Origin of the sequence: Streptomyces megasporus (assembly GCF_000718985.1) — a bacterium.
Taxonomy (GTDB): Bacteria; Actinomycetota; Actinomycetes; order Streptomycetales; family Streptomycetaceae; genus Streptomyces; species Streptomyces megasporus.
Window position 1 is genome coordinate 1 of record NZ_JODL01000047.1, and the last position, 20904, is coordinate 20904.

At 72.9% G+C, this 20904-nt stretch carries 19 protein-coding genes; 6 read left to right on the forward strand and 13 right to left on the reverse strand.

Going from position 1 to position 20904, the window contains the following annotated elements; translation table 11 throughout:
* Positions 1 to 300: 300 nt before the first annotated feature.
* The 9 genes from proC to IF47_RS0125940 all read right to left on the reverse strand — a co-directional run bounded on the left by proC (position 301) and on the right by IF47_RS0125940 (position 8695).
* Positions 301 to 1113 carry a pyrroline-5-carboxylate reductase gene (gene proC / locus IF47_RS0125900; protein ID WP_031511428.1) on the reverse strand — a complete coding sequence of 271 codons (813 nt, stop codon included), beginning with the start codon at positions 1111 to 1113 and terminating at the stop codon, positions 301 to 303.
* A 211-nt stretch (positions 1114 to 1324) separates the two neighbouring features.
* Positions 1325 to 2062, reverse strand: coding sequence for an ABC transporter permease (locus tag IF47_RS0125905; protein WP_031511429.1), 738 nt, complete (start codon positions 2060 to 2062; stop codon positions 1325 to 1327).
* On the reverse strand, positions 2059 to 2817 hold the full coding sequence (locus IF47_RS0125910; protein ID WP_051718243.1) for an ABC transporter ATP-binding protein: 759 nt from the start codon (positions 2815 to 2817) through the stop codon (positions 2059 to 2061). Before IF47_RS0125910 ends, IF47_RS0125905 begins: the two co-directional genes overlap by 4 nt.
* A 161-nt stretch (positions 2818 to 2978) precedes the next feature.
* Entirely contained in the window at positions 2979 to 3569 is a 591-nt protein-coding gene (locus tag IF47_RS0125915) for a GNAT family N-acetyltransferase (RefSeq protein ID WP_051718244.1), read from the reverse strand.
* Positions 3570 to 3571: 2 nt separating this feature from the next.
* Complete coding sequence (locus IF47_RS0125920) at positions 3572 to 4084, reverse strand: hypothetical protein (protein WP_037733402.1); 513 nt, start codon at positions 4082 to 4084, stop codon at positions 3572 to 3574.
* Positions 4085 to 4127: 43 nt separating this feature from the next.
* A complete protein-coding gene (gene ilvD / locus IF47_RS0125925; protein ID WP_031511433.1) occupies positions 4128 to 5966 on the reverse strand; it encodes a dihydroxy-acid dehydratase in 1839 nt (612 codons plus the stop codon).
* A 141-nt stretch (positions 5967 to 6107) separates the two neighbouring features.
* Entirely contained in the window at positions 6108 to 6836 is a 729-nt protein-coding gene (locus tag IF47_RS0125930; RefSeq protein WP_051718245.1) for a TetR/AcrR family transcriptional regulator, read from the reverse strand.
* The gene (locus IF47_RS0125935; protein ID WP_425423651.1) at positions 6833 to 7678 is read right to left on the reverse strand and encodes a sugar phosphate isomerase/epimerase family protein; all 846 of its coding nucleotides are present in this window, start codon (positions 7676 to 7678) and stop codon (positions 6833 to 6835) included. The genes IF47_RS0125930 and IF47_RS0125935 overlap by 4 nt, the downstream gene beginning before the upstream one ends.
* 75 nt (positions 7679 to 7753) lie before the next feature.
* Entirely contained in the window at positions 7754 to 8695 is a 942-nt protein-coding gene (locus IF47_RS0125940; protein WP_031511436.1) for a Ppx/GppA family phosphatase, read from the reverse strand.
* 65 nt (positions 8696 to 8760) lie between these two features.
* Between IF47_RS0125940 and IF47_RS0125945 the strand changes: the two genes are divergently transcribed.
* Entirely contained in the window at positions 8761 to 9657 is an 897-nt protein-coding gene (locus tag IF47_RS0125945; RefSeq protein WP_425423650.1) for a DUF3109 family protein, read from the forward strand.
* Between the two features lie 265 nt (positions 9658 to 9922).
* Here IF47_RS0125945 and IF47_RS0125950 read toward each other — a convergent pair whose 3' ends face one another.
* Entirely contained in the window at positions 9923 to 11542 is a 1620-nt protein-coding gene (locus tag IF47_RS0125950) for a BACON domain-containing protein (protein ID WP_031511438.1), read from the reverse strand.
* 321 nt (positions 11543 to 11863) lie between these two features.
* On the opposite strand from IF47_RS0125950, the gene radA reads away from it, so the two are divergent.
* Both radA and disA read left to right on the forward strand, forming a co-directional pair.
* Positions 11864 to 13276, forward strand: a complete 1413-nt coding sequence (radA, locus tag IF47_RS0125955) for a DNA repair protein RadA (RefSeq protein ID WP_031511439.1) — start codon at positions 11864 to 11866, stop codon at positions 13274 to 13276.
* Between the two features lie 90 nt (positions 13277 to 13366).
* Positions 13367 to 14425, forward strand: coding sequence for a DNA integrity scanning diadenylate cyclase DisA (disA, locus tag IF47_RS0125960; protein WP_051718246.1), 1059 nt, complete (start codon positions 13367 to 13369; stop codon positions 14423 to 14425).
* Positions 14426 to 14529: 104 nt separating this feature from the next.
* Here disA and IF47_RS32040 read toward each other — a convergent pair whose 3' ends face one another.
* Positions 14530 to 15033: a hypothetical protein gene (locus IF47_RS32040; RefSeq protein ID WP_342667295.1), complete on the reverse strand. Its 504-nt coding sequence runs from the start codon at positions 15031 to 15033 to the stop codon at positions 14530 to 14532.
* A 529-nt stretch (positions 15034 to 15562) separates the two neighbouring features.
* On the opposite strand from IF47_RS32040, the gene IF47_RS0125970 reads away from it, so the two are divergent.
* Positions 15563 to 16168, forward strand: a complete 606-nt coding sequence (locus IF47_RS0125970; RefSeq protein ID WP_051718247.1) for a phosphatase PAP2 family protein — start codon at positions 15563 to 15565, stop codon at positions 16166 to 16168.
* Here the strand turns inward: IF47_RS0125970 and IF47_RS0125975 are convergent.
* Both IF47_RS0125975 and IF47_RS0125980 read right to left on the reverse strand, forming a co-directional pair.
* A complete protein-coding gene (locus tag IF47_RS0125975; protein ID WP_281179543.1) occupies positions 16147 to 16839 on the reverse strand; it encodes a response regulator transcription factor in 693 nt (230 codons plus the stop codon). The genes IF47_RS0125970 and IF47_RS0125975 overlap by 22 nt on opposite strands.
* On the reverse strand, positions 16826 to 18670 hold the full coding sequence (locus IF47_RS0125980; protein ID WP_157840059.1) for a sensor histidine kinase: 1845 nt from the start codon (positions 18668 to 18670) through the stop codon (positions 16826 to 16828). Before IF47_RS0125980 ends, IF47_RS0125975 begins: the two co-directional genes overlap by 14 nt.
* A 184-nt stretch (positions 18671 to 18854) precedes the next feature.
* On the opposite strand from IF47_RS0125980, the gene IF47_RS0125985 reads away from it, so the two are divergent.
* Both IF47_RS0125985 and IF47_RS0125990 read left to right on the forward strand, forming a co-directional pair.
* Positions 18855 to 19817, forward strand: coding sequence for an HhH-GPD family protein (locus tag IF47_RS0125985; RefSeq protein WP_031511445.1), 963 nt, complete (start codon positions 18855 to 18857; stop codon positions 19815 to 19817).
* A gap of 227 nt (positions 19818 to 20044) precedes the next feature.
* Entirely contained in the window at positions 20045 to 20647 is a 603-nt protein-coding gene (locus IF47_RS0125990; RefSeq protein ID WP_078592136.1) for a SigE family RNA polymerase sigma factor, read from the forward strand.
* Positions 20648 to 20904: the final 257 nt, after the last annotated feature.

Here is a 20904-nt window from a genome sequence, read left to right on the forward strand (position 1 = left end):
CTTCCCTTCGCTGTTCCCGACTCTATCAGAACCCTTTTCGGTTTCCGAATCCCCGGTCGGCGGGGTCCTGCCTTTTCCTGCACGCCGTTTCCGGCGCGGACCTCACCGTAGCGGATTTCCCCGCCGGCTCCTAATCGAGCCGCTCCGGAAACGCATTACGGCATGCCGTAATCCACCCCCGGAAGGGTTGTCACACGAGTGAGTGGTCGCCGCAGGACGCGGCAGAAGGGCTGACCGGAACCAACCGGCTCCGTGACAGCCCGGAGAACATTACACGACGAGTCGCCGTGCGCCAAATCGCTAGCTCTTGTCGCCCGAGGCCAGTTCACGGCTGCGGTCGCGGGCCGCTTCCAGGGCCGCGATGAGGGCGGCGCGGACACCGTGCTTCTCCAGCTCGCGGATGGCGCTGATCGTGGTGCCCGCGGGAGAGGTGACGGCCTCACGGAGCTTGACCGGGTGCTCGCCGCTGTCGCGGAGCATCACCGACGCGCCGATGGCGGCCTGGACGATCAGGTCGTGCGCCTTGTCCCGGGGAAGGCCGAGCAGGATGCCGGCGTCGGTCATGGCTTCCACGAGGTAGTAGAAGTACGCCGGGCCCGAGCCGGAGAGGGCCGTGGCGGCGTCCTGCTGTGACTCCGGAACGCGCAGCGTCTTGCCCACCGGCTTGAAGATCGCCTCGGCGCGAACGAGGTGTGCCTCGTCGGCGTGCGCACCGGCGGAGATCACGGACATGCCCTCGTCCACCAGAACCGGGGTGTTGGGCATCACGCGGACGACCGGGGTGCTCTCGGGGAGACGCTCCTCCAGGAAGGTCGTCGGGATACCGGCCGCCGCGCTGATGACCAGACGGTCGGCGGGGACGTGGGGTGCCAGCTCCTCCAGGAGGGCCGCCATGTCCTGCGGCTTGACCGCCAGGATGAGGGTGTCGGCGGTCTTGGCCGCCTCCGCGTTCGTGACCACGGTGACGCCGTGCCGTGTGCGCAGTTCCTCGGCACGTTCCGGGCGGCGGGTGGTGACCAGGAGGTCGGACGGCGACCAGCCGGCGCGGATCATGCCCGACAACAGGGCCTCGCCGATCTTGCCTGCGCCGAGGACGGCGATCTTCTGGGTCATGGGACGGCTCACCTTGTCCGATCCGGTGCGTGCTGTGCTGCACCGTCATCCTCGCACCCGCGGTGCCGTCGCCGTCGGACCGTCCACCTGGCGGTCACGAGCATGTGCCGGGCGGGTTTGGAAGTCCGCTCCGTCGACGTGATCGGGTTTCCCCCCGGCCCCTCTCCACGAGCGGTCCCGCTTCCTCTTCTCCCGTCCGCGTGGCCGGCGGTCAGGGCGTACGGCGGCGGAGAGTGACCGCACCCAGGGCGAGGACGAGGGCGGCGCTGCCGGCGACGACCACGACGTCGCGGACGAAGTCGCCGGTGATGTCGGAGCTGCGCAGGACCTCGTTCATGCCGTCCACCGCGTAGGACATGGGGAGCACGTTGGAGACGGCCTCGAGGACGGGTTGCATGCTGTCGCGCGGCGCGAACAGGCCGCAGAGCAGGAGCTGCGGAAAGATGATCGCGGGCATGAACTGGACGACCTGGAACTCGGTGGCGGCGAAGGCCGAGACGAACAGGCCCAGTGCCGTGCCGAGGACGGCGTCCAGCAGGGCGACGAGCAGCAACAGCCAGGGCGAACCCGCGAAGTCGAGGTCCAGGAACCAGACCGCCACGCCGGTGGCCAGCGCCGCCTGGGCGATGGCCAACGTTCCGAAGGCCAGGGCGTAGCCGAGGATCAGGTCGGCCTTGCCCAGCGGCATGGACAGCAGGCGCTCCAACGTCCCCGAGGTGCGTTCGCGCAGGGTGGCGATGGAGGTCACCAGGAACATCGTGATCAGCGGGAAGATGCCGAGCAGCGATGCGCCGATGCCGTCGAAGGCGCGGCGGTCGGAGTCGAAGACGTAGTACAGGAGGGTCAGCAGAAGCACCGGGACGAGCAGCAGGAGCGCGATCGTGCGGCGGTCGTGGCCGAGCTGCCGCAGGACGCGACGGGCGGTGGCCAGGGTGCGGTGGGTGTTCACCGGATCGCCTCCTCGCGGCGGGCGGTGTCGACCAGGTGGAGGAAGGCGTCCTCGATGGTCGGGGTATTGGTGCGGGCGCGCAGGGCTTCGGGGGTGTCGTCGGCCAGGACACGGCCGGCGCGCATCAGCAGCAGGCGTTCGCAGCGGTCGGCCTCGTCCATGACGTGGGACGAGATGAGCAGGGTGGTGTCGCGTTCGGCGGCGAGGCGGTGGAAGAGGTTCCACAGGTCGCGGCGGAGCACCGGGTCCAGACCGACGGTGGGCTCGTCGAGGACCAGCAGTTCGGGGGCGCCCAGGAGGGCGACCGCCAGGGAGACCCGTGAGCGCTGGCCACCGGAGAGGTTCCCGGTGAGGACGTCGGCGTGGGAGGTGAGGTCGACGTCGGTGAGGGCGCGTTCGACCTGGTCGCGGCGGTCGGCGCGGGCGAGGCCGAGGACGGAGGCGAAGTAGTCCAGGTTCTGGCGCGCGGTGAGGTCCGCGTAGACGGAGGGCTCCTGGGTGACGTAGCCGACGCGGGAGCGCAGCGCTGCGGACCCGGCCGGTCGGCCGAGGACGTCGAGGGTGCCGGTGACCTTGGCCTGGGTCCCCACGATGGCGCGCATCAGCGTGGACTTGCCGCAGCCGCTGGGGCCCAGAAGGCCGGTGACGGTGGAGCGCGGCACCTCGAAGGCGAGGTCGTCGAGAACGGTACGGCCGCCGCGGACGACGGTGAGGCCGTCGGCCCGGATGGCCGCGTCGGCATTGGAATTCATCATGTGTTGAATAATGCTCCCGTGTCACCGCGAGCGTCAAGCGGAACCGGGCACGCACGCGCACGCCCTCGCCCGGAGCGCTCCGGGCGAGGGCGTGGCAGGGGAGGTGTGTGGAAGCGGCTCCCTCGCGAAGGCCGTCGCGGGGCCGTGGGGTTCGGGGCCCCCTATGTTCCTCGGGGCGATGCTTCTCGGGGCGCCGTCCCGGGGAGAGGGCGGCGCAGAACGAAGCGGTGCATCCCGCCGTCGAGGCCGACGTCCCGGAAACCCGCCTTGAGCAGCACCCGCTGGGAGGGCAGGTGCCCCGGGTCCGTCTCCGCGCGCACCTCGGCGACCCCCGGCAGGCCCAGGGCCCAGGTGGTCAGGGCGCGCGTCGCCTCGGTGGCGATGCCCCTGCCCCGGTACGTCTCCACCAGGCCGTAGCCGATCTCCACCGAGCCGTTCTCGTCCGGCGCCGAGTGGAATCCGATGTCGCCGACGGTCTCCCCGCCGTCCCGCACCACGATCTGGTAGAGGCCGAAGCCGGGGCGGTAGGCGTCGGCGAGGAACATCCGGGCCACGAGGGCGAGGCCGCCGAGCGTCCCTTCGGAGGGATAGCCCTCGGCCCAACGGGCGCCCGCCGCCGGACGTCCCTTGAGGAGGGGGCCGATCTCCTCCGGGCGCACCTCGCGCAGCGTCAGCCGCGGGGTGGTCAGGACATTGCCCCCGTCCGCGGCAGTGCCCGCGGGCGCGGTCCCTCCCGTCCGGCGGCGCGGCACCGTCAGCGCCTCCGGCCGGACCGGGGCTTCGTACCCCCGCGGGCCGCCGGGTTGCCGCGCCGGGCGGCACGGCCGGCGGCGCGGCGCTCGTACCGCTCGACGGCCCGGTCGTACTCGGCGCGCAGCCGCTTCTCGCCCGGGGCCTCGACCAGACTGCGCAGGGCGTAGGCGAGCAGGACGCCGATGAACCCGATCGTCTTGATCGTGCGCATCGACGGATCGCCGGCGCGGGTGTCGTCCGGATCGCGGGTGTAGTCGCCCAGGGTGCGGGCGAAGGCCATCGAGCTGCAGACCGCGAAGGCCACCACCAGCAGCGTGCTGACCAGGTCGCCCGTCTGGGCGATCGCCATTCCCTCGTACGCCAGCCGCAGTGCGTACGCGCCCGCGGCCGCCGCCAGCAGCGCCCCGAGCGCGAGCCCGATCCGGCGCACCGCGTAACCACCGGAGTGGTCCACCCAGGTGGTGCCGTAGAACCGGATCGGCTCGGGCTCGGGGCGCTCCCGCTGCTCGCTCATGGTGTCGATTATGCGGGTCCGGCCGCGACGGGCGCCGAGGGCGTCAGCCGAGCTTGGTGACGTCCCGCACCGCTCCCTTGTCGGCGCTGGTGGCCATGGCGGCGTACGCGCGCAGGGCGTTCGAGACCTTGCGGTCGCGGTTCTTCGGCGCGTACCGGCCGCCCAGTGCCTCGCGGCGGGCGGCGAGGGTGGCCTCGTCCACCTTCAGCTCGATGGTGCGGTTCGGGATGTCGATGGCGATCGGATCGCCGTCCTCGACCAGGGCGATAATGCCGCCCGCCGCCCCCTCCGGGGAGACGTGGCCGATGGACAGGCCCGAGGTGCCGCCGGAGAAGCGGCCGTCGGTGATCAGCGCGCACTTGGCGCCCAGGCCACGGCCCTTGAGGAAGGAGGTCGGGTAGAGCATCTCCTGCATCCCCGGGCCGCCCTTGGGGCCCTCGTAGCGGATGACGACGACGTCGCCCTCCTTCACCTGCTTGCCGAGGATCTTCTCGACGGCCTCCTCCTGCGACTCGCAGACCACGGCCGGACCGGTGAAGGTCAGGATGGACTCGTCCACGCCGGCCGTCTTCACCACACAGCCGTCCTCGGCGAGGTTGCCGTGGAGGACGGCCAGACCGCCGTCCTTGGAGTAGGCGTGCTCCACGTCGCGGATGCAGCCCTTCGCCGCGTCGGTGTCCAGGGACTCCCAGCGCTCGGACTGGGAGAAGGCGCTGGAGGAGCGGACGCAGCCGGGGGCGGCGTGGAAGAGTTCGACGGCCTCGGGGGACGGGGAACCGCCGCGGATGTCCCAGGTCTTGAGCCACTCGGCCAGGGAGTCGCTGTGGACGGTGTGCACGTCCTCGTTGAGCAGGCCCGCGCGGTACAGCTCGCCCAGGATGGCGGGGATGCCGCCGGCGCGGTGGACGTCCTCCATGTAGTACGAGCCGTTGGGCGCGACCTTGGACAGGCACGGCACCCGGCGCGAGACCGCGTCGATGTCGGCCAGCCCGAAGTCCAGCTCGGCCTCCTGCGCGGCGGCCAGCAGGTGCAGGATCGTGTTGGTGGAGCCGCCCATGGCGATGTCGAGGGCCATGGCGTTCTCGAAGGCGGCGCGGGAGGCGATGGCGCGCGGCAGGACGGAGGCGTCGTCCTGCTCGTAGTGGCGCCTGGCCAGCTCCACGACGGTGCGGCCGGCGTCCTCGTACAGCGCCTTGCGGGCGGTGTGGGTGGCCAGGACCGAGCCGTTGCCGGGCAGCGACAGGCCGATGGCCTCGGTGAGGCAGTTCATCGAGTTGGCGGTGAACATGCCCGAGCAGGAGCCGCAGGTCGGGCAGGCGTTCTCCTCGATGAGGGCCATGTCCTCGTCGGAGACGGCGTCGTTGGCCGACTCGGCGATGGCGCTGATCAGGTCGAGCTTGCGGACCGTGCCGTCGACGAGGGTGGCGCGGCCGGACTCCATCGGGCCGCCGGAGACGAAGACGGTGGGGATGTTCAGCCGCAGGGCGGCCATCAGCATGCCCGGTGTGATCTTGTCGCAGTTGGAGATGCAGATCAGGGCGTCGGCGCAGTGGGCCTCGGTCATGTACTCCACGGAGTCCGCGATCAGGTCGCGGGACGGCAGGGAGTAGAGCATGCCGCCGTGGCCCATGGCGATGCCGTCGTCCACGGCGATGGTGTTGAACTCGCGGGGGATGCCGCCCGCCTCCTTGATCGCCTCGCTGACGATCCGGCCGACCGGCTGGAGGTGGGTGTGCCCGGGCACGAACTCGGTGAAGCTGTTGGCCACCGCGATGATCGGCTTGCCGAAGTCCTCGCGCGCTACGCCCGCGGCCCTCAGGAGGGCACGGGCGCCCGCCATGTTGCGACCGTGGGTGACGGTACGGGACCTCAGCTCGGGCATGGCTGCTCCACTCCTTCGTGAGCCGTGGACACGTCGGCCTGCGGACGGTCCGTGGTACGTGCCGGCCCTGGGGCCGTAGCCTTCGAGCGTACGCTCCCCGCTCAACGTGCGGACGGAAAGTCCGGATGGCAAGACGCCGGTTCACTCTCCGCGCGGGGGTTCTCCGCCGGCGCGCGCGGTGGGGTCCGCGGCCGGAGCGGGTCCGGTCAGGTGGTACTGGACGACCGGTGCGAGCCGCTCGATCAGCTCCTCCGCGCTCTCGGAGGCCAGTGGTTCGAGGCCGATCGCGTAGCGCATGATCACGGTGCCCACCAGTTGGGCCGCGGCCAGCTCCACGCGCAGCTCCCGGTCCGGGGCGTCCAGGGCGCGTGCCACGCGCTTCATCAGCTCCCGCGTCACCATCCCCCGGAAGATCCGGGCCGCGGTCTCGTTGGTGACCGCCGAACGGACGATCGCCAGCAGGGGCGCGCGGGTGGCCGGGTCCTCCCACAGTCCGAGGAAGAACCGGACGAATCGGTGGCCCAGGTCCTCGGGGGAGTCCGGGGCGAGGTGTTCCAGCACGTCCCGGACGGGGGCCAGAGAGAACTCGACGGCCGCCTCGAAGACCTGTTCCTTGGTGCCGAAGTAGTGGTGGACCAGGGCCGGATCGACCTCCGCGCCGCGGGCGATGGCCCGGATCGACGCCTTGTCGTAGCCGCGTTCGGCGAACTCGGCGCGGGCCGAGGCGAGGATGCGGTCGCGTGCGGTCTCCCCCGCCGCGCGGGCGGCCGACGTCGGACGGCCGCGGCGGCGCGCGGGACGCGCGGTGTTCCCGGCGCCCGTTCCGTTCCCGCCGCTCGCCCTGGGGCCGCTCGACTCGGGACCGCTCACTGCCCGGCCGCCGGGGCGGCGGAGCCGAGGTGGAGGCGGGTGAAGGCCAGCGCCTCGGCGAGGTCGGCCTCGCGCTCGGCCGAGGACATCGCCCGCCGGGTGTTGACCTCCACCACCACGTTCCCGTCGAAACCGGACACGGCCAGACGCTCCAGCACCTCGGCGCACGGCTGGTTGCCGCGACCGGGGACGAGGTGCTCGTCCTTCCCGGAGCCCCGACCGTCGGCGATGTGCACGTGCGCCAGGCGGTCGCCCATGCGGTCCACCATGGCGAGGGTGTCGCTGCGGGCCGTGGCCGTGTGGGACAGGTCGAGGGTGAAGTGGCGGTAGTCGTCCTCGGTCGGGTCCCAGGCGGGGGCGTACGCGAGCATCTCGCGGTCGCGGTAGCGCCAGGGGTACATGTTCTCGACGGCGAAGCGCACGTCGGTCTCGTCCGCCATCCGCCACACGCCCTGGACGAACTCCCGGGCGTAGCCGCGCTGCCAGCGGAACGGCGGGTGCACCACGACCGTGCCCGCGCCCAGCTTCTCGGCGGCCTCGCGGGAGCGCTGGAGTTTGGTCCAGGGGTCCTTGGACCAGACCCGCTGGGTGATCAGCAGGCAGGGGGCGTGCACGGCCAGCACCGGGACGCCGTGGAAGTCGGAGAGTCTGCGCAGCGCCTCGATGTCCTGGCTGACCGGATCGGTCCACACCATGACCTCGACCCCGTCGTAACCGAGGCGTGCGGCGATCTCGAAGGCCGTCGCCGTGGACTCCGGGTAGACGGAGGCCGTGGAGAGGGCGACCTTCGGCTTCTTGTCCGGTTCCGAGGAGAGCACCGCTGGATCGACCACGGAGAACAGCCTACGGCGCGGCGCGGAAAGACCCGGCTGCCCGACGGTCTTTCCGGCACGTGTGGGGCGTGAGTGTGGGGAAGCTCACGAGGCGGAGACGGGCGACAGGGCGTCCAGGCGGCGCAGGATGACGCCCTCGCGCAGCGCCCAGGGGCAGATCTCCACCCGCTCCACGCCGAAGAGGTCCATGGCGCCCTCCGCGACCATCGCCCCCGCCAACAACTGTCGGGCCCGGCTCTCGGAGACGCCGGGGAGACCCGCGCGTTCCGCGGCGGACATGCCGGCCAGCTTGGGCACCCACTCCTCCAGGGCGGCGCGGTTCAGCTCGCGCTGCACGAACGCCCCCTCGCCGGAGCGGGGCGCGCCCGCCAGACGAACGAGCTGCTTGAAGGTCTTGGAGGTGGCGACCACGTGATCGGGCGCGCTCAGCCGGCTGAAGTCCCCGACGACCTTGGCTATCTCGTGCCGCACATGGCGCCGCAACGCGCGGACGTCGGCCGGGTCGGGCGGATCGCCGGGCAGCCAGGCCGAGGTGAGGCGCCCCGCGCCCAAAGGGAGGGAGACGGCCGTGTCGGGCTTCTCGTCGATGCCGTACGCGATCTCCAGCGAACCGCCGCCGATGTCGATGACCAGCAGCCTCCCCGCCGACCACCCGAACCAGCGGCGGGCGGCGAGGAACGTCAGCCGCGCCTCGTCCTCGCCGGAGAGCACCCGCAGCTCCACGCCCGTCTCGGCGGCCACGTGCGCCAGGACCCGGTCGGCGTTGGCGGCGTCCCGCACGGCGGAGGTGGCGAACGGCAGCAGGTCCTCCACGCCCTTGTCCTCGGCGATCTCCAGGGCCTCCCGGACGGTGGCGGCGAGCTTCTCCACCCCGTCGGGGCGTATGGCTCCGTCGGAGTCGAGGAGTTCGGCCAGGCGCAGCTCCGCCTTGTGGGAGTAGGCGGGCAGCGGGCGGGCGCCCGGGTGCGCGTCCACCACCAGCAGATGCACCGTGTTCGAACCCACGTCGAGGACACCGAGTCTCATAAGGAGCCACGCTACTGCGGCCGGGCGAGCCTCATGGACCGGACGGAGGTGCATACCCTGGGGGCGTGACGAAGACGAAAACGGCGAACCAGGGCAAAGGTCGGAACGTCGGAGGTGAACCGCGGCGGGCCAGGGACGAGGAGGTCGGCCTCGACCACACCCGGATGTGGGTGGAGTTCCCCGACCCGGCGGACGACGAGCAGGTGTTCCGCTGCGACCTGACGTGGTTGACCTCCCGCTGGGGCTGTGTCTTCGGTCGAGGCTGCCAGGGCGTCCGCGCGGGGCGCGCGAGCGACGGCTGTTGCACGCTCGGGGCACACTTCTCCGACGAGGAGGACGAGCAGCGCGTGGCGGCGCACGCGGCACGCCTCACGCCCGAACTCTGGCAGTTCCACGCGGAGGGAAACTCCGAGCGCGGCTGGGTCGAGGTGACCGAGGACGGTGAGCGACAGACCCGACGGCACCAGGGCGCGTGCATCTTCCTCAACCGCCCCGGTTTCCCGGCCGGCTCTGGCTGCGCGCTGCACACGATGGCGCTGCGGGAGGGCCGCGAACCGCTGGAGACCAAGCCGGACGTCTGCTGGCAACTGCCGATCCGGCGGACGTTCGAGTGGGTGGAGTTGCCGGACGGCGAGCAGAAGCTGTACGTCTCGATCGGCGAGTACGACCGCCGTGGCTGGGGCCCGGGCGGACACGACCTCCACTGGTGGTGCACCAGCGCTCCGTCCGCCCACCAGGCCGCCGAACCGGTGTACGTCTCGTACCGACCGGAGCTGACGGAGCTGATGGGGCCGGCAGGGTACGAGCGACTGGCCCGGCTGTGCGAGGAGCGGTTGGCGGCCGGGCCGTCGGTGCCCGCCCCGCACCCGGCGGACAGGCCTCTCCTCCCGATCGTCGACGTCGGCACGTCGAGCGCCTCGGCATCGGACCGGCAGGATCGGTCGGACGTTCCCGGTCGATGAGCCGGATGCCCGGATGACGTGGTGAGGGGCCGCCCGGCAGCGGCTCGCGGCGACCGTGCGGGAGTCGGCGACTTCCGGCCGCGTGCACGGCGGATCGGTGTGGCGTTCGTTCTCGCATGCCCCGAGCCTGCCGGTGAGCCGCCTCCCCGCACCTCCGCCTTCCGCCAGGACACACCCCTGTCCTTCGTCAGGGGTCGCGGGACGTGACCGAACCGCCTCCGGCCCCGTGTCAGGGCCACCGTGGCGCACCGGCGGCCCGAGCCTCCTAGTCCGCCTCCGCCGGCGGGGTCGTCGGGGTCGGTGAGGACTGGGGCGGCTGGTCGGACGGCTCCGGCGCGCTGGTGGGAGGCGGGTCGGAGGGCTCCGGCGCCGGGGGGTCGGACGGCCGCGGGTCGGCGGGCACCGGCGCGGTGCCGCGTCCCTGGAGGGTGATCACGGCCTTGGCCGGGTGGATCGAGATCCGCGCCGTCCACGTGCCGGCGGGTTCCCGCGCCCGGTCCACGGTGACCGTGATCGTGACCGACTCGCCCGGCCGCAGTGTCCCGTGCGTACGGCTCAGCCGCAGCCAGGGCGCGTCCACGGTGACGGACCACCGAACCGGACGGCTCCCGGAGGCGGCGAGCGTGACGAGCGTGGCGTCCCCGGCGGGCTGCGCCTCGACCGTCAGCCGTCCCGGGCCCGTGGAATCGTCCTTGCCCGTGCCGTCCTCGCCCGCCTCCTCGGACCCGTCCGGGTCCGGGACGGACGTCTCCCCGTCCCGACCGTCGGCCACGTCGACGCGGAGGTCGTTCCCGTCGCGGGAGGTGTCGGTGCTCCCGACCCGGCCCTGGTTCCCGTGGATGCCGTACGGGTCCCCCCGGTCGTTCCGCTCGGCCGCCGAGACCGGGGCGCTGCCCGGACCGGCGTCCACCGGCGGGGCCCCGCGGTACGCCGCCCACAGCGCGAGCACCGGCGCGGCGACGACCGTCGCCACGACCGTGGTGGTCACCGCGCGGCTGCGCAGCCGGTCGAAGCGTTCGGCGCGGTCCCTGACCCCGACGGGGAAGCCGCGCCGGTCGAAGCGCGGGGTGTGCCGGGCCCGTGCGCGCAGCGCGGCGAGCATGGCGGCGTGCACCTCCGGGCGCGGCGCCTTCAGCACGGTGAGCGCTCCGGTGTCCGCGGGCGCGGTGCCGGGCCACGGGCCGCCCGCCAGGACCCGCTCGGCGGTGCGGCGGCACTCGGGGCACTCGTCCACGTGCCGCACCAGCTCCCGGCGCAGCGCACTGCCCAGCAGCACCTCCCGATCCCCGGCGAGCCGGGCCACGGCCGCGCAGCCGCCCCGATCCAGGACGGCGAGCGCGGTGCGGGTGCGCTCCACCTCGCAGGCGCCGCTGGAGAGCAGCAGCTCGGTGCCGTCGTGGTCCAGGCCGAGCACGGCGGCGACCTCGTGGACGGGCAGGTGGTGGCGCACGGCCAGTTCCAGGGCCTCGCGCTGCTCGGGGCTCGTGCCGGCGGCCTCCGGCCAGGCGAGCGCGGTCAGCTCGCGGCGGCGCGCGGTGGCGACGGGGCCGGGGAGCTCGGGAGGCTCGGGGCGGTTCCGCTGTTCGGCGAGGCGCCGCAGGCAGGACCAGCGGGCCAGCGCGTACAGCCAGGCCCGGTGCAGCGCCGTGTCGCCGGGGGTGCGGCCTCTGCGGCGCTGCCGTTCGGCGACGGCCAGGGCCTCGCCCAGGGCGGTGATGGCCGCCTCGTGCTCGCACATGACGGACAGGCAGTACGTGAACAGCCCGTCCAGGTGGTCCAGGTAGGGGCCGAAGCGCACCGGCGGCTGCGCCGCAGCGCGGTGCGTGCCACGGTGCGCCCGGTGTGCGCCGGTGGGATGCGTGGGGTGCTCGCGCCGAGTGCTCATCACCCAGCCGACCGTAGGCGGAAGGCCGACGATCCCTGGCGATGCTTGCGCGGGTTTAACCCTTACGGGTGACAACTTGCGGGAAAACGCACAAACGCACAGTGAAGACGGAGGAACGGCCGGGGGAAGGTCGGAGGTGAAGCGGGGGAAGGCGGGAAAGCAAGGGACCGACGAGCGTGGCGGGCCCGGCTCGGAGCGCCGATCGGTACCGCGGCCCCGGGTGTCGACCGGGGTCTGCCGAGCCGCCCACCGGGATGCCGACCGAGGCGTCGGCCGAGACGCCGGTCCGCGGTGTCAGAGGCTCCGACTACCGTGAGGCCCATGGCTGCCCGCAAGTCGTCCGCCAAGGACCGTCCCTCCTACCGCTGCTCCGAGTGCGGCTACACCACGGTCAAGTGGCTCGGCCGCTGCCCGGAGTGCCACGCCTGGGGCACCGTCGAGGAGGTGGGCGGCGCGCCGGCGGTCCGCACCACCGCGCCCGGCCGGGTCTCGGCTCCCGCGCTGCCCATCGCCCAGGTGGACGGACAGGTGGCCACCGCGCGCGGCACGGGCGTGCCCGAGCTGGACCGGGTGCTCGGCGGCGGCCTGGTGCCGGGTGCCGTGGTGCTGCTCGCCGGCGAGCCGGGCGTGGGCAAGTCCACCCTGCTGCTGGACGTGGCGGCCAAGGCCGCCGGTCCCGACCACCGCACCCTCTACGTCACCGGCGAGGAGTCCGCCGGGCAGGTGCGGCTGCGGGCCGACCGGATCGGGGCGCTCGACGAACACCTGTACCTGGCCGCCGAGACGGACCTCGCCGCGGTGCTGGGACACCTGGACGAGGTGAAGCCCTCGCTGCTGGTCCTGGACTCCGTCCAGACGGTGGCCTCCGCGGAGATCGACGGTGCGCCGGGCGGCATGGCGCAGGTGCGGGAGGTGGCCGGGGCGCTGATCCGCGCCTCCAAGGAACGCGGGATGTCCACGCTGCTGGTGGGGCACGTCACCAAGGACGGGGCCATCGCCGGGCCCCGCCTGCTGGAGCACCTGGTGGACGTGGTGCTGCAGTTCGAGGGTGATCGGCACGCCCGGTTGCGGCTGGTGCGCGGGGTGAAGAACCGCTACGGGGCGACCGACGAGGTCGGCTGTTTCGAGCTGCACGACGAGGGGATCACGGGGCTGGCCGACCCGTCGGGGCTGTTCCTGACCCGACGGGACGAACCGGTGCCGGGCACCTGCCTGACCGTCACCCTGGAGGGGCGCCGTCCCCTCGTCGCCGAGGTCCAGGCCCTGACGGTGGACTCCCAGATCCCGTCTCCCCGGCGCACCACCTCGGGGTTGGAGACCTCGCGGGTGTCGATGATGCTGGCCGTCCTCGAACAGCGGGGGCGGATCACCGCCCTGGGCAAGCGCGACATCTACACCGCCACCGTCGGCGGGGTGCGGCTGTCGGAGCCCGCCGCGGACTTGGCCATGGCGCTCGCGCTGGCCAGCGCCGCCGGCGACACTCCGCTGCCGAAGAACCTGGTGGCGATCGGGGAAGTGGGGCTGGCGGGCGAGGTCAGGCGGGTCACCGGGGTGCAGCGCCGGCTGGCCGAGGCGGCACGCCTGGGCTTCTCCCACGCCCTGGTGCCGGTCGATCCGGGCAAGGTGCCGGCGGGGATGCGGGTGACGGAGGTCACGGACATAGGGGACGCGCTGCGGATGCTGCCGGCCCGGCCCCGTCGGAGCGCGCCACAAGACGCCGACGGCCGCCGGTAGACTTTGCCCTGGTCTCGCCCGTACGTACGCATGACCCGAAGGAGTGCCGTGGCAGCCAATGACCGGGCAGCAGCCGGCTCCGACGGCCTGATGCGCGCCTCGCTGAGCGCCGTCGCGCCGGGTACCGCCCTGCGCGACGGCCTGGAACGCGTTCTGAGGGGGAACACCGGCGGGCTCATCGTCCTGGGCATGGACAAGACCGTCGAGTCGCTGTGCACCGGCGGTTTCGTGCTGGACGTGGAGTTCAGCGCGACGCGCCTGCGCGAACTGTGCAAGCTGGACGGCGCGCTGATCCTCGACAAGGACATCACCAAGATCGTACGGGCGGGCGTCCAGCTCGTTCCGGACGCCTCGATCCCCACGGAGGAGACGGGGACCCGGCACCGCACCGCGCAGCGGGTGTCGATCCAGACCGGTTTCCCGGTGGTGTCGGTGAGCCAGTCGATGCGGCTGATCGCCCTGTACGTCGACGGCCAGCGGCGGGTGCTGGAGGACTCGGCGGCGATCCTGTCCCGGGCCAACCAGGCGCTGGCGACGCTGGAGCGGTACAAGCTGCGTCTGGACGAGGTGGCGGGCACGCTCTCCGCGCTGGAGATCGAGGACCTGGTGACCGTCCGCGACGTCTCCGCGGTCTCACAGCGGCTGGAGATGGTGCGCCGGATCGCCACGGAGATCGCCGAGTACGTGGTGGAGCTGGGCACGGACGGGCGGCTGCTCTCCCTCCAGCTCGACGAGTTGATCGCGGGCGTGGAGCCGGAGCGCGAGCTGGTCGTCCGCGACTACGTGCCCGAGCCGACCGCGAAGCGGTCCCGCACGGTCGGCGAGGCGCTGGCCGAGTTGGACCGGCTCTCCCAGACCGAGCTGCTCGACCTGCCCACGGTGGCCCGGGCGTTGGGGTACAGCGGCTCGCCCGAGTCTCTGGACTCGGCGGTCTCACCGCGTGGTTACCGCTTGCTGGCGAAGGTGCCGCGGCTGCCGAACGCCGTGATCGAGCGGCTGGTCGAGCACTTCGGCGGGCTGCAGAAGCTGCTGGCCGCGAGCGTGGACGACCTGCAGACCGTCGACGGCGTCGGCGAGGCGCGGGCCAGGTCGGTCCGTGAGGGCCTGTCGCGGCTGGCGGAGTCCTCGATCCTGGAGCGGTACGTCTAGCGGCGCCGCGGTCTCGCGGACGGGGCCCGGGGCTCGGCCCCGCTCGAGGGCCGAGCCCTTCGTTCCGGTCCCGTTGCGTCTCGGGCCCGTGGTCGGGTGGGAGGTCAGTCCTTGGTGAGGACGAACGAGGTGCGCACCTTCTCCTCCAGCCCCTCGATCTCGGCCTCGACCAGATAGGTGCCCGCCTTGGCGGTGTCGCGCGGGGTGGCGCACCCGGGGGTGCTGTGGCGGCGGTCCCACTCCAGGGTGTGGACGGCCGTGCCGCCCGCCGGGACCCGGTAGAAGGCGGTGCTCCTGCCCTTGGAGCAGTCCTCGGACTTCCAGACCTTCTCGCCCCCGCCCCCGGCCTCGGTGATGGTGAAGACGGTGCCCTCACCGCCGAAGTCGACCTTGCAGGCGCCGTCGCCCTCGTTGCGCACGGTCAGCCGGAAGGTGGGCTTCTCTCCGGGCGCGTACCGGTTCTCGACGCTGCGCAGCGTCACCTCGACCGAGCCGGGACGACAGTTCGGGAGGCCGGAATCGGCCGGCACGGCCTCGGCGCCGCCCGAAACGCCGGTGTCCGCACCACCGTTCGCGCCCCCGTCCGCGCCGCCCGCGCCGCCGTTCACGGCGCCGCCTCCCTCGCCGTCGGCACCCTCGGAACCTCCTGTGCCGCCCAAGCCACCCGAACCGCCCGTCGCACCGCCGTCCACGCCGCCGTCCGCACCGCCCGCGCCGCCGCTCACCTCGTCGCGCCCGCCGGGATGTTCGCTGATCAGAGACTCGGAGGAGGAGGGCCCGGGTGTGATGGTGCTGGGGGCGTGACCGCCGTCCCGCCCGCTGCTCTGGTCGTTTCCGCCGTCACCGCCGGAACTCCCGGACCTGACCGCCCAGAAGACGAGCAGCCCCAAGACCAACAGGAGCGCAAGCACAACCGCCCTTCGCCGCCAGTAAATGGAGGAAGGAAGGGGTCCAACCGGATGGCGCAGAGATCCCACGCGCAAACCTTACGAGACATCAAGTACCCAGACGGTCTTACCCGCCGCACAGGTGGTCAACTTTTATGATGAACGGCCTCGCGGGGTCTGACGATCGTCAGGGGCGACACCCGACGATCGCCAGGTGTGACCGCCTCGTCGCCTTCCGTACCGTTCACGCATGAGCAGTGATCTTCACAGCGGTCTCCACGACGACCTTTATCGCGACGTCACCGATTTCGCGCACGACACTCCCGGTTGGGTGCACGCCCTCGCCGAGTACGGCACCGAGGGCGGAATCCTGATTCTCCTCGCGCTCCTCGCCGCGGCGTGCTGGCGGGTCCGGCGCGCCCGGGCGCGAACGTTCGCACGGGCTCTGCTCGGCCCGGTGGGGGTGGCGGTGGCGTACGGCGTCAGCGAGACCGTCAAGTTGCTCGTGCGGGAGGAGCGGCCGTGCAGGACCGTGGTGGGCGCGGCGGTTCCCATCGCGCCCTGCCCGGAGTCGGGCGACTGGTCCTTCCCCAGCAATCACGCCACCATCGCCCTCGGTTCGGCGGTGGCCGTCGTGCTCGCCTGGCGGGCGATGGCCTGGGTGGTGCTGCCCCTGGCGATACTGACGGCGTTCTCACGGGTGTTCATCGGCGTGCACTACCCGCACGACGTGGTGGCGGGCGCGGTGTTGGGCACGGTCGTGGTGTTGTCGGTGACGTGGGTGGCGACGCGACCGGCGGCCGTGTTGGCGGACCGGGTGCGCGCGCGGCTGGGTCACACCAGCCCTGCCTCGTAGGCGACGATCGCCGCCTGGACTCGGTTGCCGACCTCCAACCGGTCCAGGATGGCGCTCACATAGCCCTTCACGGTGCCCTCGGTGAGGTGCAGACGCCTCGCGATCTCCGCGTTGGAACATCCCTCTCCGACGAGGGCGAGGACTTGGCGTTCGCGGCTGGTGAGTGCCTCGGTGCGCGCTCGGGCAGCCGCGCCACGTGCCATACGGTGAGCGCCCAACTCGCTGATGACGTGCCGGGCGACCTTCGGGGAGAGGAAGGCGCCGCCGTCGGCCGCGGCCCGCACGCCGGAGAGCAGCTCGTGCGGATCACCGGACTTCAACAGGAAACCACTGGCGCCGCCACCGAGCGCGCGAGTGATGTAGGCGTCTTCGGAGAAGGTGGTCAGGATGACGACGGCGGTGTCCGGAACGGCCCGTACGATCTGCTCACCGGCGGCCAGCCCGTCCAGGCGTGGCATGCGGATGTCGAGCAGGGCCACGTCCGGCCGGTGGGCGCGGGCGAGTTCGACGGCCTCGCGTCCGTCGTCGGCCTCCGCGACCACCTCGATCCCGGAATCCGCGGAGAGGATGGCCCGCACCCCGGCGCGGATCATCGCCTCGTCGTCGGCAAGCAGTACGCGGATCGCCCCGGCTCCCGCCGTCCCCGTTTTCCCCGCCTCATCCCCCGTCACTTCGCTCTCCCTCCACGGTGCTTCCGTCATCCCCGGTTCCGCCGCTTTCCCGTTCGACGCTTTCTCGTTCGGCGCCTCGTTCGGCGTCGCCTCGAAGGCCGTCATCCCGACCTCCGTTCCCCCTGTTCTCGTGGCCCTGGCTCTCGTCGTTCCGGCCCTCGCCACCGGGCTCTCCCCCCATCGGCACGATGGTCTTCTCGATCAGACGGTCGTCGGCGAAGCACAGCCGGTAGGTCGCCACACTGGTGAACAATTCGCCGCTGGTCCGGTAGTACTCGCAGCGGGCTCCGGGCGGAGGGGCGGGCGCACGGTCGACCGGCGGGTCGAAGATCGCCCGATCGGGCAGGCCGCGCCGAACATCGGTCTCCACGTCGCCGACGCGCAACCGCTCGTACGTCGCGCGGGGCAGTACGGAGTGGGTGGTGGTGTAGGCGTACCAACCGAGGACGGCCGACACCACGGTGATCGCGGCGCCGCCCGCCGCCATGGACGTCCTCAGCATCCAACGCCGTCCCACCCGCTGCTGCTGGACGAGCCGGAGGGCCGCGATGTCGATCTCCTCCGCCCCCGCTCCCAGCGTGACTCCCCGTACGTCGAGCCCCCGCGCACCGGCCCCGGCCCGGTTCCCGGCCGTGTACGGCAGCCTGGCCCGGACTTCGAACCCGCCGTCCGGCCGCTTGCCCGCGGTGAACCTCCCGCCGACCAGCCGCACCCGCTCCCGCAGGGCGGCCAACCCGCTGCCGCACCCCGGGGCGGACCGGTGGCCAAAGGCGCCCCGGGGACCCCGGGCGCCGTCCGGTGCCTCCGGTGGCGGTGGCTCGTTGACGACGGTCACCGTGGCCGCGTCCGGGCCGCGCTCGACGGCCACGGTGACGGCGGCTCCGGGGGCGTGCTTGGCCACGTTGGTCAGCGCCTCCTGCACCACCCGATGGGCTGCCCGCTCCACCGGCTCCGGCAGTCCTCCGGTGTCCTCGACCGCCGACCGCACCCGCAGTCCGGAGCCGGCCGCCCGCTCCACCAAGGCGGCGATCGACTCCCCGACCGGGGCCAGCGGGGCCTGCCCGGCCCCGTCCCGCCGGCTCCGGTCACGCCCTCCGAAGGGGCCATCGTCGCGCAGGACGCCGATGATCTCGCGCAGCCGTTCGGTCGCGTCGGACGCGGCGGCGCGCACCTCCCCCGCCGCCGCACGGTGCTCCTCGGCCAATCCCGGTGTCACCTGCAGCGCCCCGGCACGCAGCGCGATCAGGCTCAACTCGTGGCCGAGCGCGTCGTGCATGTCCTCGGCGATCCGGGCACGCTCGCGCAGCCGGGCCCGCTCGGCCACCATCGTCCGCTCGCGCTCCAACTGCGCCGCGCGATCCAGCAGGGCGCGCACCAGGGCCCGGTCCTGACGGCGGTAGCGGCCCGCGAGCCACGGGAAGACGGAGCCGAAGAGCAAGGTCCCGACGAGGACGAGCCACACCATGACCGGATCGGGTGCCCTCAACGGAACCAGGGCCGTCCCGACCGCGGCGACCGCGGCGAAGGCCCGCAGCGCGCTCCGCGTCCGCTCCGCCCTGAACCCCAGCACGGCGGCGAAACCCGCCAGCGCCGGCCCGTAGGAGAGGGTGAACAGCCCCGGCGAGGCGGCCAGCGAGAGCCCCGCGGCCAACAGCCAGCTCACCACCGGGCGGGTACGGGCCAGGGCCACCGCCACGGCCAGCACCGCCGGCCCGCCCATCGTCCACCACCACTCCACGGGGCCGGTGCGGCCGTACCGGTCGCCCAGCGCCACGGGAACGCAGACCACCGCCCACGCCAGGGTGCCGCGTACGGCGGTACGTACTCTCACCCTCGCGACGCTACCGGCCATCCGTGTTCCACGCCCCTGACGAAAGTCAGGTGTGCGCAGGTGGGGTGGGACGGGAGCGTGAGCACGACGGAGCACGACATGGGGTACGAAGGGTGGTCCCGGAGGCCCCACCGGCGCGGACCGCTGCGTCGCCGCGCCCCGCCATGTCAGGATCGGAAGCGCCATGACTGCGACCACATCCGAGCACAGCGCCACCGGTCTCCATACGACCGATCCCCGTCCCCCCGAGTCCCCCGCCCCCACCGACCTCCACGCCCCCGTCATCGAGTGGTTCGATCGACACGCCCGTGACCTGCCCTGGCGCCGCCCCGAGGCGGGTGCCTGGGGGGTCATGGTCAGTGAGTTCATGCTCCAGCAGACGCCCGTCAACCGGGTGCTGCCCGTCTACGAGCAGTGGCTCGCCCGCTGGCCCCGTCCCGCCGACCTGGCCGCCGAGCCGCCCGGCGAGGCCGTGCGCGCCTGGGGGCGGCTGGGCTACCCGCGCCGAGCCCTGCGCCTCCACGGCGCCGCCGCCGCCATAACGGAACGGCACGGCGGCGACGTGCCCCGCGAGCACGCCCAGCTCCTCGCGCTGCCGGGCGTGGGCGAGTACACGGCCGCGGCCGTGGCCTCCTTCGCCTACGGGCAGCGGCACGCGGTGCTGGACACCAACGTCCGGCGCGTCTTCGCCCGCGCCTTCGGCGGACGGGAGTTCCCGCCGACCGCCACCACCGCCGCCGAGCGCAGGCTCGCCCGGGCCGTCCTGCCGGAGGACGACGCGACGGCGGCACGCTGGGCCGCGGCGACGATGGAGCTGGGCGCCCTGGTGTGCACGGCCCGACGGCCGGATTGCGCGCGCTGTCCGATCGCGGACCTGTGCGCCTGGCGCCGAGCGGGCTCCCCCGCGCACGACGGTCCGCCGCGCCGCGGCCAGAGTTACGCGGGCACCGACCGCCAGGTGCGCGGCAGGCTGCTGGCCGTCCTGCGGGAGGCGGTGGAACCGGTGCCCCAGTCCGTCCTGGACGAGGTGTGGGACGAGCCGGTGCAGCGGGCCCGCGCACTGGACGGGCTGGTGGCGGACGGGCTGGTGGAGCCGTTGGAGGGCGGCGTCTACCGGCTGCCCCAGAGCCGGCCCCGGGGCATGTGACACGGGGTGCGGCGCCCGACGCCGCACCCCGCCCGTCCTCCGTGTCCGTCCCGCGCGTCCATCCCGCCCCCGGCCGTTACACAACCGTCGGACAGCCGTGCGGTGTCCGTGCCCTTCCCGTGCGGTGAGTCGCAACACCTCCTCCGTAGCGTCCCTGCCCTGACCGGCCACGACGGGGCACTGACGAGGAGCCGCGGGGGATCCGCGCGGTGAAGTGGGAGGCGGGCATGACCACCACGGCGACGGAACCACGGGCGACGGCACCGCGGACGCCGGAACCACGGACGCCGGAACCACGAGAACTGGACTTCGAGGAGTACGTCCGCACCCGGCAGGACGCCCTGCTGCGCACCGCGCGCCGCCTCGTCGCCGACCCGCTGGACGCCCAGGACCTGCTCCAGACCGCCCTGGCCCGCACCTACGGCCACTGGGACGCCATCGCGGACAAGTCGCTGGCGGACGCCTACCTGCGCCGTGTGATGCTCAACACCCGCACCCAGTGGTGGCGCTCCCGACGGCTGAACGAGATCCCCACCGAGACGCCGCCGGACGTGGTCGGCGTGGACGACGGCTTCGAACAGTACGCCGACCGCTCCCTGCTCCTCGACATACTGGGCACGCTGGCGCCCAAACAGCGCAGCGTGGTCGTCCTGCGTCACTGGGAGCAGTTGGACACCCAGGAGACGGCGGCGACGCTGGGCATGTCACCGGGTACGGTCAAGAGCACTCTGCACCGTGCGCTGGCACGGTTGCGCGAGGAACTGGACGAACGCACCCGCCGGGAGCGCGGGGAAGGTGACGTGGGGATGGCGAACAGACGGTGCCGTTGACGCCCGGTGCCCGAACGGCGGTGGCGTCGGCCGGTGCCGTCGTCGTCCTGCTGGCGTTCACACTGGCCGGCTGCGACAGCGGCGGCGTGCGGATAGAGACGTCCGCCGCGCCCACCACCGACGTCCCGCGCCCGCACGCGTCTCCGCTGACCGCGCCCCCGCCCTCCTCCCCCACCCAGGGGGGGGGGCGCAGAAGAGCGAAGAGAGGGAAGAAATGACCTACATCCTCTGGAGCTGAGGGGCGCGGGCGGCGGTGG